This window comes from Asanoa siamensis (assembly GCF_016862555.1).
Classification (GTDB): Bacteria; Actinomycetota; Actinomycetes; order Mycobacteriales; family Micromonosporaceae; genus Asanoa; species Asanoa siamensis.
The window spans coordinates 1-14,621 of the sequence record NZ_BONE01000068.1 but is presented as its reverse complement, the minus strand read 5'-3'; the positions used below and the strand labels follow the sequence as shown (position 1 = coordinate 14,621).

The 14,621-nt window shown below is 72.9% G+C and carries 14 protein-coding genes; 9 read left to right on the top strand and 5 right to left on the bottom strand.

The window, feature by feature from the left end; genetic code table 11:
• Positions 1-8: 8 nt before the first annotated feature.
• Genes Asi02nite_RS31105 through Asi02nite_RS31095 form a run of 3 tightly spaced genes read left to right on the top strand, consistent with a single transcriptional unit; the run spans position 9 to position 2,353 of the window.
• Complete coding sequence (locus Asi02nite_RS31105; RefSeq protein ID WP_203717572.1) at positions 9-509, top strand: SigE family RNA polymerase sigma factor; 501 nt, start codon at positions 9-11, stop codon at positions 507-509.
• Positions 502-1,251 carry a hypothetical protein gene (locus Asi02nite_RS31100; RefSeq protein ID WP_203717571.1) on the top strand — a complete coding sequence of 250 codons (750 nt, stop codon included), beginning with the start codon at positions 502-504 and terminating at the stop codon, positions 1,249-1,251. The genes Asi02nite_RS31105 and Asi02nite_RS31100 overlap by 8 nt, the downstream gene beginning before the upstream one ends.
• Before the next feature lie 49 nt (positions 1,252-1,300).
• Entirely contained in the window at positions 1,301-2,353 is a 1,053-nt protein-coding gene (locus tag Asi02nite_RS31095) for a glucose 1-dehydrogenase (protein WP_203717570.1), read from the top strand.
• On the opposite strand, the gene Asi02nite_RS31090 is transcribed toward Asi02nite_RS31095, so the two are convergent.
• Together Asi02nite_RS31090 and proB are read right to left on the bottom strand one after the other, a co-directional pair.
• Positions 2,350-3,594: a glutamate-5-semialdehyde dehydrogenase gene (locus Asi02nite_RS31090; protein ID WP_203717569.1), complete on the bottom strand. Its 1,245-nt coding sequence runs from the start codon at positions 3,592-3,594 to the stop codon at positions 2,350-2,352. The genes Asi02nite_RS31095 and Asi02nite_RS31090 overlap by 4 nt on opposite strands.
• Before the next feature lie 76 nt (positions 3,595-3,670).
• A complete protein-coding gene (gene proB / locus Asi02nite_RS31085; RefSeq protein ID WP_203717568.1) occupies positions 3,671-4,780 on the bottom strand; it encodes a glutamate 5-kinase in 1,110 nt (369 codons plus the stop codon).
• A gap of 61 nt (positions 4,781-4,841) precedes the next feature.
• On the opposite strand from proB, the gene Asi02nite_RS31080 reads away from it, so the two are divergent.
• Positions 4,842-5,147, top strand: coding sequence for an MGMT family protein (locus Asi02nite_RS31080; RefSeq protein ID WP_203717567.1), 306 nt, complete (start codon positions 4,842-4,844; stop codon positions 5,145-5,147).
• A gap of 56 nt (positions 5,148-5,203) precedes the next feature.
• On the opposite strand, the gene Asi02nite_RS31075 is transcribed toward Asi02nite_RS31080, so the two are convergent.
• The gene (locus tag Asi02nite_RS31075) at positions 5,204-6,601 is read right to left on the bottom strand and encodes a gamma-glutamyltransferase (RefSeq protein WP_203717566.1); all 1,398 of its coding nucleotides are present in this window, start codon (positions 6,599-6,601) and stop codon (positions 5,204-5,206) included.
• Positions 6,602-6,691: 90 nt separating this feature from the next.
• Here Asi02nite_RS31075 and Asi02nite_RS31070 point away from each other — a divergent pair, with 90 nt between their 5' ends.
• From Asi02nite_RS31070 to Asi02nite_RS31050, 5 genes are all read left to right on the top strand, one after another.
• Positions 6,692-8,077 (top strand): MFS transporter, encoded by a 1,386-nt coding sequence (locus Asi02nite_RS31070; RefSeq protein ID WP_203717565.1) that lies wholly within the window; start codon positions 6,692-6,694, stop codon positions 8,075-8,077.
• A 10-nt stretch (positions 8,078-8,087) separates the two neighbouring features.
• Positions 8,088-9,557 carry a pyridoxal phosphate-dependent decarboxylase family protein gene (locus tag Asi02nite_RS31065; protein ID WP_203717564.1) on the top strand — a complete coding sequence of 490 codons (1,470 nt, stop codon included), beginning with the start codon at positions 8,088-8,090 and terminating at the stop codon, positions 9,555-9,557.
• 10 nt (positions 9,558-9,567) lie between these two features.
• Positions 9,568-10,101: an NADH-quinone oxidoreductase subunit B gene (locus Asi02nite_RS31060; RefSeq protein ID WP_203717563.1), complete on the top strand. Its 534-nt coding sequence runs from the start codon at positions 9,568-9,570 to the stop codon at positions 10,099-10,101.
• Positions 10,102-10,216: 115 nt separating this feature from the next.
• On the top strand, positions 10,217-11,005 hold the full coding sequence (locus tag Asi02nite_RS31055; protein WP_203717562.1) for an SDR family NAD(P)-dependent oxidoreductase: 789 nt from the start codon (positions 10,217-10,219) through the stop codon (positions 11,003-11,005).
• 38 nt (positions 11,006-11,043) lie between these two features.
• Complete coding sequence (locus tag Asi02nite_RS31050; RefSeq protein ID WP_203717561.1) at positions 11,044-12,357, top strand: DUF2252 domain-containing protein; 1,314 nt, start codon at positions 11,044-11,046, stop codon at positions 12,355-12,357.
• Here Asi02nite_RS31050 and Asi02nite_RS31045 read toward each other — a convergent pair.
• Positions 12,350-13,171, bottom strand: a complete 822-nt coding sequence (locus tag Asi02nite_RS31045; RefSeq protein ID WP_239127283.1) for a squalene--hopene cyclase — start codon at positions 13,169-13,171, stop codon at positions 12,350-12,352. The two genes, Asi02nite_RS31050 and Asi02nite_RS31045, sit on opposite strands and share 8 nt — an antisense overlap.
• Positions 13,172-13,313: 142 nt before the next feature.
• Positions 13,314-14,528 carry an adenylyltransferase/sulfurtransferase MoeZ gene (gene moeZ, locus Asi02nite_RS31040; RefSeq protein ID WP_373312357.1) on the bottom strand — a complete coding sequence of 405 codons (1,215 nt, stop codon included), beginning with the start codon at positions 14,526-14,528 and terminating at the stop codon, positions 13,314-13,316.
• Positions 14,529-14,621: the final 93 nt, after the last annotated feature.

Genomic DNA, 14,621 nt, shown 5'->3' with positions numbered 1-14,621 from the left:
GGAGAGCTGTGCCGCCCGACAAGCTCGACTTCGCGGAGTTCTACGCCGCGTGGTTCCGCCCCCTGACGCATCAGCTGTTCGCCCACACGGGCGATCTGGCCGAGGCGCAGGACGTCGTGCAGGAGGCCTTCTGCCGGGCCTGGCCGCGCTGGTCCACTTTGGATGACCCCGGCGCCTGGGTGCGGCGGGTCGCCTGGAACCTCGCCACCAGCCGCTGGCGGCGGGCCCGCCGGTTGCTGCACCTGACCCGGGGCGCGCGCGAGGAGCACACACCGGGGCCGGGCCCGGACGCGGTCGCGCTGCGCGCCGCGCTGGCCGCCCTGCCGGCCCGCCAGCGCCAGGCGGTGGTGCTGTTCTACCTGGCCGACGTGCCGATCGCCGAGATCGCCGAGCTGACCGGCGCGGCCGAGGGCACGGTGAAGTCCTGGCTGCACCGCGGCCGGGCCGCGCTGGCGCTGCGGCTGGCCGACGACGACGTGGCGGCCACCTCGGAGGTGCACAGTGCGTGAGGAGCCGCGCACCGACCAGGTCAGGGACGCCTTCGCCGCGCTGACCGGCTCGATCGACCCGCACCTGCGGCCGCCGGGGGTCGGGTCGGTCCGCGACACCGTGCACCGCCGGCGGCAGCGCCGGCTGATCGGTGTGGCCGCCGCCGCGGTCGCGGTCGCCACCGTGGTGGGCCTGGCCCAACTGCCCGCGATGGAGCAACCCGCACCGGTCGCGGCGGAGCGGCCGGCCCCGGTGCGCACGTCGCCGCCGAGTGCCCCGCAGCCGCCGCTGGCCCCGCCCACCCGGGCACCGGTGTCGGCCGGCAACGGCACCGACGCGGCCGACGGTCCGGTCGCGACCGCCACCTCGACCCCGGCCCGGGCTCCCGGCGGCCAGGCGTCGGTGGCGCCGACCGCCCGACCGCCGGCCTGCGCGTCGGCGGTGCACGTCAGCAGGAGCGCCGGCAACCTCGTCATCATCGCCGACCCGGTCTGCGCGGGCGAGACGATCGCGGTGTCCTGGGTGACCTACGAGGCGCGGGCCGACGGGTCGCAGCGGCTGTTCGCGCACGAGCGGCTGACGCTGACCGCGGCGCGGCACCGGATCACGACCACCCTGCGCGAGTCGCCGACCTGCGTCGGCGCCTGGTACGTGCTGCGGGGCGACCCGTCGATCCCCGCCACGATCGGGGCCGAGGACGTCGAGCCCTTCCCCGGCGGCACCGTGGTGGCGAGCCAGGACGGCGAGATCTGCCTGAGCTGAGGGCCGGAGTTTCCGCGCGGACGGCGGGTGCGGCCCGCAAGATGGTTCTATGCGGGCACTGACCGTCACACCCGGGACGACCGACTCACTCCGGCTCGATCAGGACTTTCCCGAGCCCGACCCGCGGGAGGGCGCGCTGCTGGTCGAGGCGGTGGCCGTCGGTGTGTGCGGCACCGACCGCGAGATCATCGCCGCCGACTACGGCGAGGCCCCGCCCGGCGGCGACCGGCTGGTGCTCGGTCACGAGTCGCTCGGGCGGGTGGTCGAGGACCCGACGGGCCGGCTGAAGTGGGGCGACCTGGTGGCGGGCATCGTCCGGCACCCCGACCCGGTGCCGTGCCCGAACTGCGCGGCCGGCCAGTGGGACATGTGCCGCAACGGCCAGTACACGGAGCACGGCATCAAGGGTCTCGACGGCTTCGCCCGGGACCGGTGGCGGATCGAGCCCGAGCACGCGGTCAAGCTCGACCAGTCGCTCGGCCTGCTCGGCGTGCTGCTGGAACCGACCAGTGTGGTCGCCAAGGCCTGGGAGCTGATCGACCGGTTCGTCGAGCGCGACCCCTGGCAGCCCGAGAACGTGCTGGTCACCGGCGCCGGGCCGATCGGCCTGCTGGCCGCCCTGCTGGGCACGCAGCGCGGCCTCGACGTGCACGTGCTCGACCTGGCCACCGACGGCCCGAAGCCGCAGCTCACCCACGACCTGGGTGCGACGTACCACAGCGTGCCGGTGCACGAGATCGGCTTCGCGCCCGACCTCGTGCTGGAGTGCACCGGCGCGGCACCGGTCGTGTTCAGCGTCATGGACGCGGTCGGCCCGTGCGGCATCGTCTGCCTGACCGGCGTGTCCTCGGGCGGGCACCAGATCCCGGTGGACGCGGGCGCGCTCAACCGGGCGCTCGTGCTGGAGAACAACGTGGTGTTCGGCTCGGTCAACGCCAACGCCCGCCACTGGAAGGCGGGCGCCGACGCGCTGGCCTCCGCCGACCGCAAGTGGCTGGCCCGGCTGATCACCCGCCGGGTGCCGGTCGCCGAGTTCGCTCAGGCGTACGGCCCGCCGGACGCCGACGACATCAAGGTGGTCGTGGAGTTCACCGACCACTAGGACCGAAGCTGGCCGTCCCCGGTCACGACATATTTGGTGGAGGTCAGCTCCGGCAGGCCCATCGGGCCGCGGGCGTGCAGCTTCTGCGTCGAGATGCCGATCTCCGCGCCGAAGCCGAACTCGCCGCCGTCGGTGAACCGGGTCGACGCGTTGACCATCACCGCGGCCGCGTCGACCGCCGCCACAAACGCGCGGGACGCGGCCAGCGACTCGGTCACGATCGCCTCGGTGTGCTGGGTGCCGTACCGGCGAATGTGGTCGACCGCCGCCGAGAGCGACGGCACCACCGCGGCCGAGATGTCGGCCGAGAGGTATTCGGCGGCGAAGTCCTCGTCGGTCGCGGGCACGACGGCGGCCGAGTGGGCGGCCACCGCGGCGTCACCGTGCACGGTCACTCCCGCGTCGGCGAACGCGGCCAGCACGCGCGGCAGGAACGCCTCGGCGACATCGGCATGGACCAGCAGCGACTCGGCGGTGTTGCAGGTGGACAGTCGCTGGGTCTTGGAGTTGAGCACGATGGCCAGCGCCTTGTCGAGGTCGGCCGCGGCGTCGACGTAGACGTGGCAGTTGCCGACGCCGGTCTCGATCACCGGCACCGTCGACTCCTCGACCACGGCGCGGATCAGCGAGGCACCGCCGCGCGGGATCAGCACGTCGACCAGGCCCCGGGCGCGCATGAGCTCCTTGACGGAGTCGCGGGTGGACGAGTCGAGGAGCTGCACCGCGTCGGCCGGCAGGCCGGCGACCTCGAGCGCGTCGCGGAGGATCTCGACGAGGGCGGCGTTGGAGGTGGCGGCCGACGACGAGCCCCGCAGCAGGGCCGCGTTGCCGGACTTGAGGCAGATGCCCGCGGCGTCGACGGTCACGTTGGGCCGGCCCTCGTAGATCATGCCGACCACGCCGAACGGCACCCGGATCTGCCGCAGCTCGAGCCCGTTGGGCAGGGTCGAGCCGCGGACCACCTCGCCGACCGGGTCGGGCAGGGCGGCCATCTCGCGCAGGGCGCCGGCGATGGCGGCGACCCGCGGCTGGGTCAGCGCGAGCCGGTCGATGATCGCGTCGGAGAGCCCGGCCGCGCGGCCGGCGGCGACGTCGGCGGCGTTGGCCTCGAGGATCTCCGGGGTGCGGGCGACCAGCGCGTCGGCCATCACCAGCAGGGCGCGGTCCTTGACCGCCCGCGGCGTCGCCGCGAGGGTGACCGCCGCCACCCGGGCCCGCTCGGCCTGCTCCCGCACGCTCATCGCTACCTCCTGTGAAAGGAACGGTCCGTTGCTCACGCTTTCCGCACAGGAACGGTCCGTTGTTAACAGTGCGCTCTTACAGCAGTACCAGGTCGTCGCGGTGGACGACCTCTCGCTCGTAGCCCGGCCCCAACTCCGCGGCCAGGTCGCCCGTCGAACGCCCCAGCAGGGCGGGTAGCTCGACCGCGTCGTAGTTGACCAGGCCGCGGGCGACCGGCGCGCCCTCGCTGTCGACGAGGTCGACCGGGTCGCCGGCCGTGAACACGCCGTCGACCGCGGTGATGCCGGCGGGCAGCAGCGACTTGCGCCGGGCCACGACGGCCTGCACGGCGCCGGGGTCGAGGTGCAGCCGGCCGCGCGGCGAGGTCGCGTGGGCCAGCCAGAACAGCCGGGCCGCGGGCCGCTGGCCGACCCGGTGGAACAGCGTGCCGACCGGCTCACCGGCCAGCGCGGCGGCGGCGTGCGGGGCGGCGGTCAGCACCACCGGGATGCCGAAGCCGGTCGCGATCCGGGCGGCCTCGACCTTGGTCACCATGCCGCCGGTGCCGACCCCGGCCCGGCCGGCGCCGCCGACGGTCACGCCGGCCAGGTCCGTCTCGTCGCGTACCTCGTCGATCTTGCGGGTGCCGGGCTTGCGGGGGTCGCCCGTGTAGAGGGCGTCGACGTCGGAGAGCAGCACCAGCAGGTCGGCGTCGACGAGCGCGGCGACCAGCGCGGCCAGCCGGTCGTTGTCGCCGAACCGGATCTCGTCGGTGGCCACGGTGTCGTTCTCGTTGACGATCGGCACGGTCTTGAAGTCGAGCAGCTTCCGGAGCGTGCGGAAAGCGTTGCGGTAGTGCGCCCGGCGGGTCACGTCGTCGGCGGTGAGCAGCACCTGGCCGACGGTGAGGCCGTGGCGGGCGAACGCGGCCGCGTACCGCCCGATCAGGAGGCCCTGGCCCACGGACGCGGCGGCCTGCTGGGTGGCCAGGTCGCGCGGACGCCTTGGAATGCCCAGCGGGGCGAGGCCGGCGGCGATGGCGCCGGACGAGACCAGCACCACCTCGCGGCCGGCCCGGGAGGCCTGCGCCACCACGTCGGCGAGGGCGTCGACCCGCGCGGCGTCGAGCCCGCCGTCGGCCGTGGTCAGCGACGACGAGCCGATCTTGACGACGATCCGGCGTGCCGTCGTTACTGCTTCGCGCACGGGGTCCATTCTGCGCGGTCGGTCACTCAAGATCACCTTTAGATCCCATAGTGTGGCCGGTGTGGAGCCGGAGGAGTACGTGGAGGAGGTGCTCGCCGTCGTCGAACGCATCCCACCGGGACGGGCGATGTCGTACGGTGCGATCGCGGACTACCTGGCCGACCGCTCGGGCCGGTCGTCGTCCCGCCTGATCGGCTCGATCATGGCCAAGCACGGCGGCGGCGTCCCCTGGCACCGGGTGGTGGCCGCCAACGGCCGCGTCGTCCCGGGCCACGAGAAGGAAGCCCTGGCCCGCCATGTCGCAGAGGCGACTCCGATGAAGAACGGCCGCGTCGACCTCTCCCGCGCGGCCTGGTGGCCCGAGTGACCGCTGTTAACAACGGACCGTTCCTATGCGGAAAGCGTTAACAACGGACCGTTGCTTCAGAGGAGTTGGCCCGTGCCGCCGCGGCGGGGGTCGCCGCCCGCGCCGGCCAGGCCGACCGCGCTGACGCCGCCGAAGAAGTGGTTGAGCTCCTCCCACTGCACGATCGTGTAGCCGGCGCTCGCCAGCGCGGACAGTTCGTCCTCGGGATAGCCCAACTCGGCGTGCACCGCGTTGTCGACCACGTGGAACCGCGGGCGCGCCACGGCGGTCTCCGTGTCGAGGCCGTCGACCAGCACGCCGAGCAGGGTGTCGACCAGGGCGGTCCGGATCCGCGACGCGCCGGCCGAGCCCGCGGCCAGCACCAGATCGCCGTCCTCGTCGATCACCACGAGCGGGCACATCATCGACTGCATCCGCTGGCCCGGAGCCATGTCCTCGGTGATCAGCTCGCCCTCGCCGAGCATCGAGTTGAGGTTGATGCCCAGGCCCGGCAGCCAGACGCCCGCGCCGATGCCGAGCGTCGTGGTGATCACGCAGGCGTTGCCCTCCGCGTCGACCACCGAGACGTTGGTGGTGTCGCCGATCCGGGGCCGACCGTACTCCCGCAGCGCGTCGGCCACCGCCACCGCCCGGTCGGGTCGGGACAGCTCCTGGATCGGCTCCGGCAGCGCGCTGATCGTCGCGATCGTCCCGTTCAGGTCCGTCCGCGCGTACACGTGCTGCCCCGCCAACCGGGCGTGCGCCACCGGAAGCTCGAGCACCGCGTAGGCGGCGAGGTCGGCCGGGCCGATCGCCCCGCCGCTGGCCCGCACGGCCTCGACCAACAGGTCGCCGTAACGGCCGGTGTAGAAGATCGACGGGCCCTCGTCCGCCAGGCTGTCCAGCGCCTTGTCGAGGCCCGGGTGGTGCAGCGTCTCGCCGCCGCGGAGCAGCCGCCCGCCGGGCGCGTAGATCTCGCCGCCGTCACTCGGCGTCAGCGCCGGCGCGACGCTGACCAGCGTGCGGGCCTGCGCCTCGGGCAGCGCCACGCCGGCCCGGGCCAGCAGCACCGCCGGCTCGACCACCTCGTGCCAGGGCAGCCGGCCCCAGCGCGCGTGCACCTCGCCGCAGCCGGCTGGCACGCCGGGGATCCCGACGCTCGGGCCGCCGATCGAGTACGGCATCGGCACGCCGCCGAAGGTCACCTCGATCGGCAGCATCGGCTTCGGGGTGACGTCGCCGTCCAGCCCGGGGACGGAGCAGAAGAAGTCGAGGCAGGTGACCGTCCGGTTGGCGGCGTCGTAGTAGGTGGCGAAGCCACCACCGCCGATCCCGGTCAGCACGCTTTCGGACGCCGAGCAGGCCAGCACGGCGGCGACCGCCGCGTCGGCGGCCGTGCCGCCGGAGGCCAGAATCCGCAGACCGACCTCGGTCGTCGCCGGGTGCCCGGCTGCCACACCGGCTTTCACCGGCATCACCCCTTATATGGCCGATAATCCCGCTCGCGCCGCGAGCGTAGAGGTAAATCTGTCGCTGGTGCGCTCGGATGGCTAACATCCCGCCTCATGGACGCGCGGCCGGGCCAACCGGCGATCACCCGTTCGGGTACCCAGCTACCCCGCCGGGTGCACGCGGGATATGCTCTCGGTTCGCTGGTCACCGGCGCCTTCGGGACGGTTCCGGGCCTGCTGCTGGCGCCGTACCTGACCGACACGCTCGGCGTGGCCGCCTGGCTCGCGGGCGTGCTGGTGTGGGCGCCGAAGGCCTGGGACGTGCTCGTCAACCCCGTGGCGGGGCGGATATCCGACCGCACCCGCAGCCGGTGGGGCGCGCGCCGCCCGTACCTCCTGGTCGGCGGTCTGGTCCTGGCTCTGCTCTTCGCGGCGATCTTCGCGGCGCCGTTCGGGTCCGGCCGCGGTGCCTACGTCGCGCTGGCCTTCCTGCTGGCGGCGACCGCGTACGCCTTCTTCCAGGTGCCCTATGTGGCGATGCCGGCCGAGCTGACCGACGACTACAGCGAGCGGACCCGGCTGCTGACCTGGCGGGTCGCGGTGCTGGCCATCGCGATCCTGGTCTCCGGCGCGATCGCGCCCCTGGTGGTCAACGCCGGCGGCGACGGGATCCCGGGGCACCGCTGGATGGGCGTGTTCGTCGCCGGCCTGATCGTGATCGGCACGATCGCCGTCTTCGCCGGCACCTCGGGCGCGCCGACCGGCACCGTCCGGGAGAGCGAGCCGACGCTGCGGGCCCAACTCGCGGTGGCGTCCCGCAACCGGCCGTTCCGGCTGCTGCTGATCTGCTTCGTCATCCAGGCGGTCGGCATCGCGATGATCCTGGCCGGCGTGCAGTACTTCGCCGACCACGTGCTCTACTCCCCCGACACCGGGCCGACGGTGCTGTTCGCCTGCTTCGTCGGGCCGGCGCTGCTCGTCATGCCACTGTGGAGCCGGGTGGGGGCGCGGGTCGGCAAGGCCCGGGCGTACGTCATGGCGTCGTTGCTGTTCGCCGCCGGCGCGCTGCTGCTGGTGCTGGCACCGGTGCTGCCGGCGGCCGCCGTCTACGCGATCGTCGGGGTGCTGGGCGTCGCGTACGCCGGTCAGCAGGTGTTCGGCATGGCCATGCTGCCGGACTGCATCGCGTACGACACGGCGCGCACCGGCAAGCGGCAGGCCGGCGTGTTCACCGGCCTGTGGACCGCGGGCGAGACCTTCGGGCTGGCGCTGGGCCCCGGCATCTACCTGCTGGTCCTGCAGGGTTTCGGCTACGTGTCGTCGACGTCCGGCGCGGCCTCGGCGCAGGACAGCACCGCCCGGCTCGGCGTGCTGCTCGGCTTCACCGTGCTGCCCGGGCTGATCGTGGGGCTGGCGGTGCTGCTGATGCGCGGGTACGACCTGACCGAGGAGAAGCTGCGGGCGGCCGTCGGTGCACCGGCGGGCGCGGCGATCAACTAGCGTCTCCGCCATGGCGTTGCCGCTGCACGGATTGCCCCCTGCGCAGATCCTCGACGAGCTGCGCGGGCTGCGCGCCGCCGACCAGCCGACCAAGGGTGGGCGGCTGTTCGCCTACGTCTACGACCCGGGCCTCGACGGGCTCGACGAGCTCGCCCTGGCGGCGCACGGGATCGCCGCGTCGGTCAACGGCCTCGACCCGACCGCGTTTCCCTCGCTGCTGGCGCTGGAGAACGCGCTCGTCGGGGCGGCCGCGCGGTTGCTGGGCGGTGGGCCTGGTTCGGCCGCGCCCGGTGTGGTCGGCAGCGTGACCAGTGGCGGCACGGAGTCGCTGATCCTGGCGGTGAAGGCGGCCCGGGACGCCCGGCCGGAGGTCGCCGAGCCGCGGATCGTGGTGCCGGTGACCGGGCACGCGGCGTTCGCGAAGGCGGCACACTATCTGGGCGTCCACCTCGACGCGGTGCCGGTCTCGCCGGTTTCCCTGCGTCCGGACCCCGCTGACATCGCCGCGGCGATCACGCCCGACACGGTGCTGGTGGCCTGTTCGGCGCCCTCCTACGCGCACGGCGTGGTCGATCCTGTCGCGGAGATCGCGGCGGTGGCCGCGGCGGCCGGGGTGCGGTGCCACGTCGACGCGTGCTTCGGCGGTTGGACGCTGCCGTACCTGCGCCGGCTCGGCGTCGACCTGCCGGACTTCGACTTCGCGGTGCGGGGTGTCACCTCGATCTCGGTCGACCTGCACAAGTACGCGTACGCCCCGAAGGGCACGTCGGTCCTGCTGCACCGCGACCCGAGCCTGCGGGCGCCGCAGTACTTCGCGTTCGGCGACTGGCCGGGTTACACGATGATCAACGCGGGTGTCTCGTCGACGCGGTCGGGCGGGCCGATCGCCGCGGCGTACGCCACACTGCGCCGGATCGGCGACGACGGCTACCTGCGGCTGGCGTCGACCACCCGGGACGCGGTCCGGGGCCTCGCGGCGGCCGTCGAGGCTGTCGACGGGTTGCGGCTGATGGCGCCGGCGCTGACGACGGTCGTCTGCTTCACGTCCTCCCCTGGTGGCCCGGACCTCTTCGTGCTGGCCGACGAGCTCACCGCCCGCGGCTTTCACACCCAACCCCAGCTGCGGTACGGGGATCTGCCGGCGAGCATCCACCTGACCGTGACGGCAGCGGTGGCGCCGCACGTGGCCGAGTTCGGCACCGCGCTGGCCGCGGCCGTGGCGGCGGCCCGTGCGGCCGGCCCGGCGCAGCTCCCGCCGGAGGTGCTCGCCCTGGTCACGGCGCTCGACCCGGCGGCGCTCACCAGCGAGGTCGTAGCCGGGCTGGCGGCCGGTCTGGGCCTGGGCGGCGACGGCACGGGGCGGCCGCTGCCCGAGCGGGTGGCCGCGGTCAACACCCTGCTGGACGCGGCACCGGTCCCGGTCCGCGAGCGGTTGCTGGTGGAGTTCCTGGGTCTGCTGCAGCGCCCGACGTTCGACTAGCCTGGGGAACGTGGAACTGCCCGCCGTGCTCGGAGAACCGATCCGGTTCGTGCTCAACTGGGGTCGGCGCTACTCGCTGTGGGTCTTCAACTTCGGGTTGGCCTGCTGCGCGATCGAGTTCATCGCGAGCAGCATGGGCCGCCACGACTTCATGCGGCTGGGTGTGATCCCGTTCGCGCACGGCCCGCGCCAGGCCGACCTGATGGTCGTCTCCGGCACGGTGACCGACAAGATGGCGCCGGCGATCAAGCGGCTGTACGACCAGATGCCGGAGCCGAAATACGTCATCTCGTTCGGCGCCTGCTCGAACTGCGGCGGCCCGTACTGGGACTCCTACTCGGTGACGAAGGGCGTCGACCAGATCATCCCGGTGGACGTTTATGTGCCGGGCTGCCCGCCGCGGCCCGAGGCACTGATGCACGGCATCCTGCGGTTGCAGGACAAGATCGCAGGCGAGCAGGCGGGCCCCGGCGGGGTTTCGCGGCCGGATCCGCTGGCGCTGACGGCTCCGCTGGTCACACCCCCCAACGGCGACCGCCGCTGATGCCCCACAGCCTCACCACCGGCTCCGGGGTGACGGCGCGCAGCGTTGTCGGCGCCGGGCGCGGCTCCGGGCTTAGGGCGCGCGGCGTTGTCGGCGCCAGGGTCGGGCGCCGCTGATGGCGCGCGTTCTTGTCACCGGTGCGTCCGACGGGCTCGGGCGCGCGCTCGCGCTCGCCCTGGCCGCGCAAGGGCATGAGCTCGTGCTGCACGGCCGGCACCCCGAGCGGCTGGCCGAGGTCGCCCAGGCGACCGGCGCCGTCGCCCTGCAGGCGGACCTCGCCGACCAGGCGGCGACGCGCCGCCTCGCGGCCGAGGTCGCGGACCGCTACGACACGCTGGACGTGCTGGTCAACAACGCCGCGGTCGGCTTCGGGGCGCCCGGCGCGCCGCGCGAGCTGACCGGCGACGGCATCGAGCTGCGGCTGGCTGTCAACTATCTCGCGCCGTACCTCCTCTCGCGGTTGCTCCTGCCCATGCTGCGCAAGCCCGCGCGGGCCCGCATCGTCAACGTCGCGTCGATCGGCCAGGCCGACATCGACCTCGACGACCTCATGATGGCCCACGGGTACGACGGAATCCGCGCCTACCGCCGCGCCAAGCTCGCCATGATCTGCGACACCTTCGATCTCGCCGCACAACTCGCCGGCACCGGCGTCACGGTCAACTGCCTCCACCCGGCGACGCTGATGCCGACCACCCTCGTCAAGGTCGCCCAGTTCGCCCCCGTCTCCACCCTCGAGCAGGGCCTGCGCGCCACGCTGCGGCTCGTCGTGGACCCGGCGCTCGACGGCGTGACCGGCGCCTACTTCGACGGCGAGCGCGAGGAGCGGGTCCGCGCGCAGGCCTACGACCCGGCCTTCCGGGCCGCCCTGGCCGCCCGCGCCGCCGCGTTGACGGATTCCTGACATGACCATGGTGGCGCCGGAGGTCTAGCGTTCGGCTCATGAACGACGAACGGCGTTCCAGCCACCTGCTGGACGTGTTGACCACCGAGTTCGGCCAGCTGATGGCCCTCGATCCGGCCGCCTTCCGGCGCAAGTTCCGCAAGATGGCGGCCTCGCCGTTCGCCTTCTACCGCGGCAGCGCGGCGGTCTTCTACGCCGACCTGACCGGCGACTTCGCCGACGACCGGTTCCTCGACGAGCAGACCAGCCGGGTGTGGATCCACGGCGACCTGCACGCCGAGAACTTCGGCACCTACATGAACGGCTCGGGCGAGCTGGTCTTCAACGTCAACGACTTCGACGAGGCGTACGTCGGGCCGTTCTCCTGGGATCTCAAGCGGTTCGCGGCGAGCGTGGCGCTGATCGGCTACGCGAAGGCGCTCTCCGACGACGTGATCAGCGACCTGGTCGGCCGGTTCGCCGGCGCCTACCTGACCGAGCTGCGCGCGATCGCGGCCGGCGGCGACGACGCGATCGGCTCGATCACCCTGGCCAACGCCGACGGCGTGCTGCGCACGGTTCTGCAGCAGGCGCGGCTCAGCACTCGGGTCTCGATGCTCGACGCGCAGACGACGATCGACAACTACGAGCGGCGGTTCGCGCTCGGCGACGGCGTCTACGAGATCGACGACGCCCGCCGCGAGTCGGTGGTCGCGGCGTTCGACCGCTACCTGGAGACGCTGCCGACGCAGCTCGCCGCGCACCGGCCGGTCGCCACCCGGATCAAGGACGTGGTGCTGCGCAAGGGCGTCGGGATCGGCTCGGCCGGGCTGCCCTCCTACAACCTGCTGCTGGAGGGGCACACCCAGGCGCTGGAGAACGACGTCGTCATCTACATGAAGCAGGCGCAGGTGCCGGCGGTGGCGCGGCACATCACCGACGGCCGGGTGGCCGGCTACTTCCAGCACCAGGGTCACCGCACCGCCGAGTCCCAGCGGGCCCTGCAGGCGCACGCCGACCCGTGGTTGGGCTTCACGGAGCTCGACGGCGTCGGGCAGCTCGTCGCGGAGGTCTCGCCGTACGCGGCCGACCTCGACTGGTCCGACGTCAACGAGGCCGACGAGCTGGCCGGCGTGGTCTCCGACCTCGGCCGCGCGGTCGCCCGCATGCACTCGGTCGCCGACGACGAGTCGAGCCACGACCTGGTCGACTTCTCGACCGAGGAGGCGATCGTCGCCGCGGTCGACAAGGACGAGCGCGGGTTCGTCGGGCACCTGGTCGAGTTCGCACACGCCTATGGGGTACGGGCGCGCGAGGACCACCAGCTCTTCGTCGACCTGTTCCGCAACGGGCGGGTGCCCGGCCTCACCTGAAAGCGCGGATCGCCGCCAGGGTCGTGTGCACGTTGAACGCCTCGCCGTCGTCGCTGGCCCACCCGCCGTCGCTGCGCTGGGTCTGGGCCAGCCGGCGGCGGGCGGCGGCGAGCAGCGTGTCGTCGACCGACAGGCCGACCCGGCGCAGCGCGCTGGCCATCGCGGTGACGTCCGACGGGGTCATGTCGCGGACGCGCTCGGTCAGCACGACCTGGATGCGCGCCGACTCGTAGTACATCTCCTGGCGGTAGAGCACCGCGGCGCCCAGCCAGCCGGCGGCCAGGAACGACGGCCAACTCCCGTCGTCCTGCAGCGCCGCCGCGAACGCGTGGGCCGCACCCTGCACCACGCCGGCGTACGCCCCGCCCACCCGGTGGTCGAACGGCCCGGCCGAGCGGGCGTCGTGGCCGGCGACGGTCAGCCAGAAGCCCGCGTTGGCGGTCAGGTAGAGGGTGGCCTCCGGGTCGCCGGGCGTGGCCCAGGGCGGTGCCCAGCCGGACAGCGACTGGTCCTCTTCCCAGGTGCCGTTGCCGCGCTGGGCGTTGGCCAGCCAGTCGAGCGCGCGCCGGGCCGCCGGGCGGCCGAGGGCGCCCAGGTCGTCGAGCTCCGCGAGCCGGAAGCAGGTCGCGTCGACGGAGGCCACCTCGCCGCCCCAGATCGCGGGCCAGCCGCCGTCGGGCGCCTGCCCGACCTCGGCGTCCGCGAGGATCGACTCCTGCGGGGGCGCGCCGACCCGCAACCAGGAAAGCCGGGCGCGGTCGACCGCGTCGCCATGGGCGACCACGAATCCGATCGCCGCGTCCAGATCCACCACGGCCGAAACGGTACCGCCGGAAAGGCGATTCCGCTTCAAGCGGTTGGCCAAGGTCAACGGTCCGTCGGCCTGGTTTAGAACGGTGAAAAGACAAAAACCGGACGCTGCCCGTTCAGGCGGCGTCCGGTTTTTGTTAGGTCGCTCAGTACGCGGGGAGGCTCGGGTCGATCTGCTTGATCCACGAGAGCACGCCGCCCTGGAGGTGCACGGCGTCCTTGAAGCCGGCCGCCTTGACCGCCGCCAGCGCCTCCGCGGAGCGGACGCCCGACTTGCAGTGCAGCACGATCTGGCGGTCCTGCGGCAGGCCGGCCAGCGCCTCGCCGTTCAGGATGTCGCCCTTGGGGATGAGCGTCGAGCCGGGGATCCGGACGATCTCGTACTCGGCGGGCTCACGCACGTCGACCAGGTAGAAGTCCTTGCCTGCGTCCTGCCACTCCTTGAGCTCCCGCGCGGTGATCGTCGCGTCGACGGTCGCCTCCTGGGCCTCGACCGAGACCGCGCCGCAGAAGTCGTCGTAGTCCTCCATCAGGTCGGTCAGCGTCGCGTTGGGGCCGCAGAGCACGCAGTCCGGGTCCTTCCGAACCTTGATCTTGCGGTACGACATCTCCAGCGCGTCGTAGACCGTCAGGCCGCCGACCAGCGGCTCGCCGACGCCGGTGAGCAGCTTGATCGCCTCGGTCACCTGGATGGAGCCGATCGACGCGCAGAGCACGCCGAGCACGCCACCCTCGGCGCAGGACGGGACCATGCCGGGCGGCGGGGGCTCCGGGTAGAGGCAGCGGTAGCAGGGGCCGTGCTCGGCCCAGAACACCGACGCCTGACCGTCGAACCGGTAGATCGAACCCCACACGTACGGCTTGCCGAGCAGCACCGCCGCGTCGTTGACCATGTAGCGGGTGGCGAAGTTGTCGGTGCCGTCGACGATCAGGTCGTACTGGGAGAAGATCTCCTTGACGTTGTCGCGGTCCAGCGCCGTGTTGTGGATGACCACGTTGACGAGCGGGTTGATCTCGCGGACCGTGGCCGCGGCGGACTCCGCCTTCGGCTTACCGATGTCGGACTGGCCGTGGATGATCTGGCGCTGCAGGTTGCTCTCGTCGACGGTGTCGAACTCGACGATGCCGAGGGTGCCGACGCCGGCCGCGGCCAGATACATCAGGGCGGGCGAGCCGAGGCCGCCCGCGCCGACACAGAGCACCCGGGCGTTCTTGAGCCGCTTCTGCCCCGTCACCCCGACGTCCGGGATGATCAGGTGGCGCGAGTAGCGGCGGATCTCGTCGACGGTGAGCTCGGCGGCGGGCTCGACGAGCGGGGGCAGTGACACGTTGAGTCTCCCCGGGAATCTGATCGGATCGATATGGCTGTGCGGGGCAATTGTTGCTCGCGCCACGCCGCACTGCCATGACCCGCGCCACCGGGCGGCCAGGTTCTGTTTCGTATCTGGGGTCGA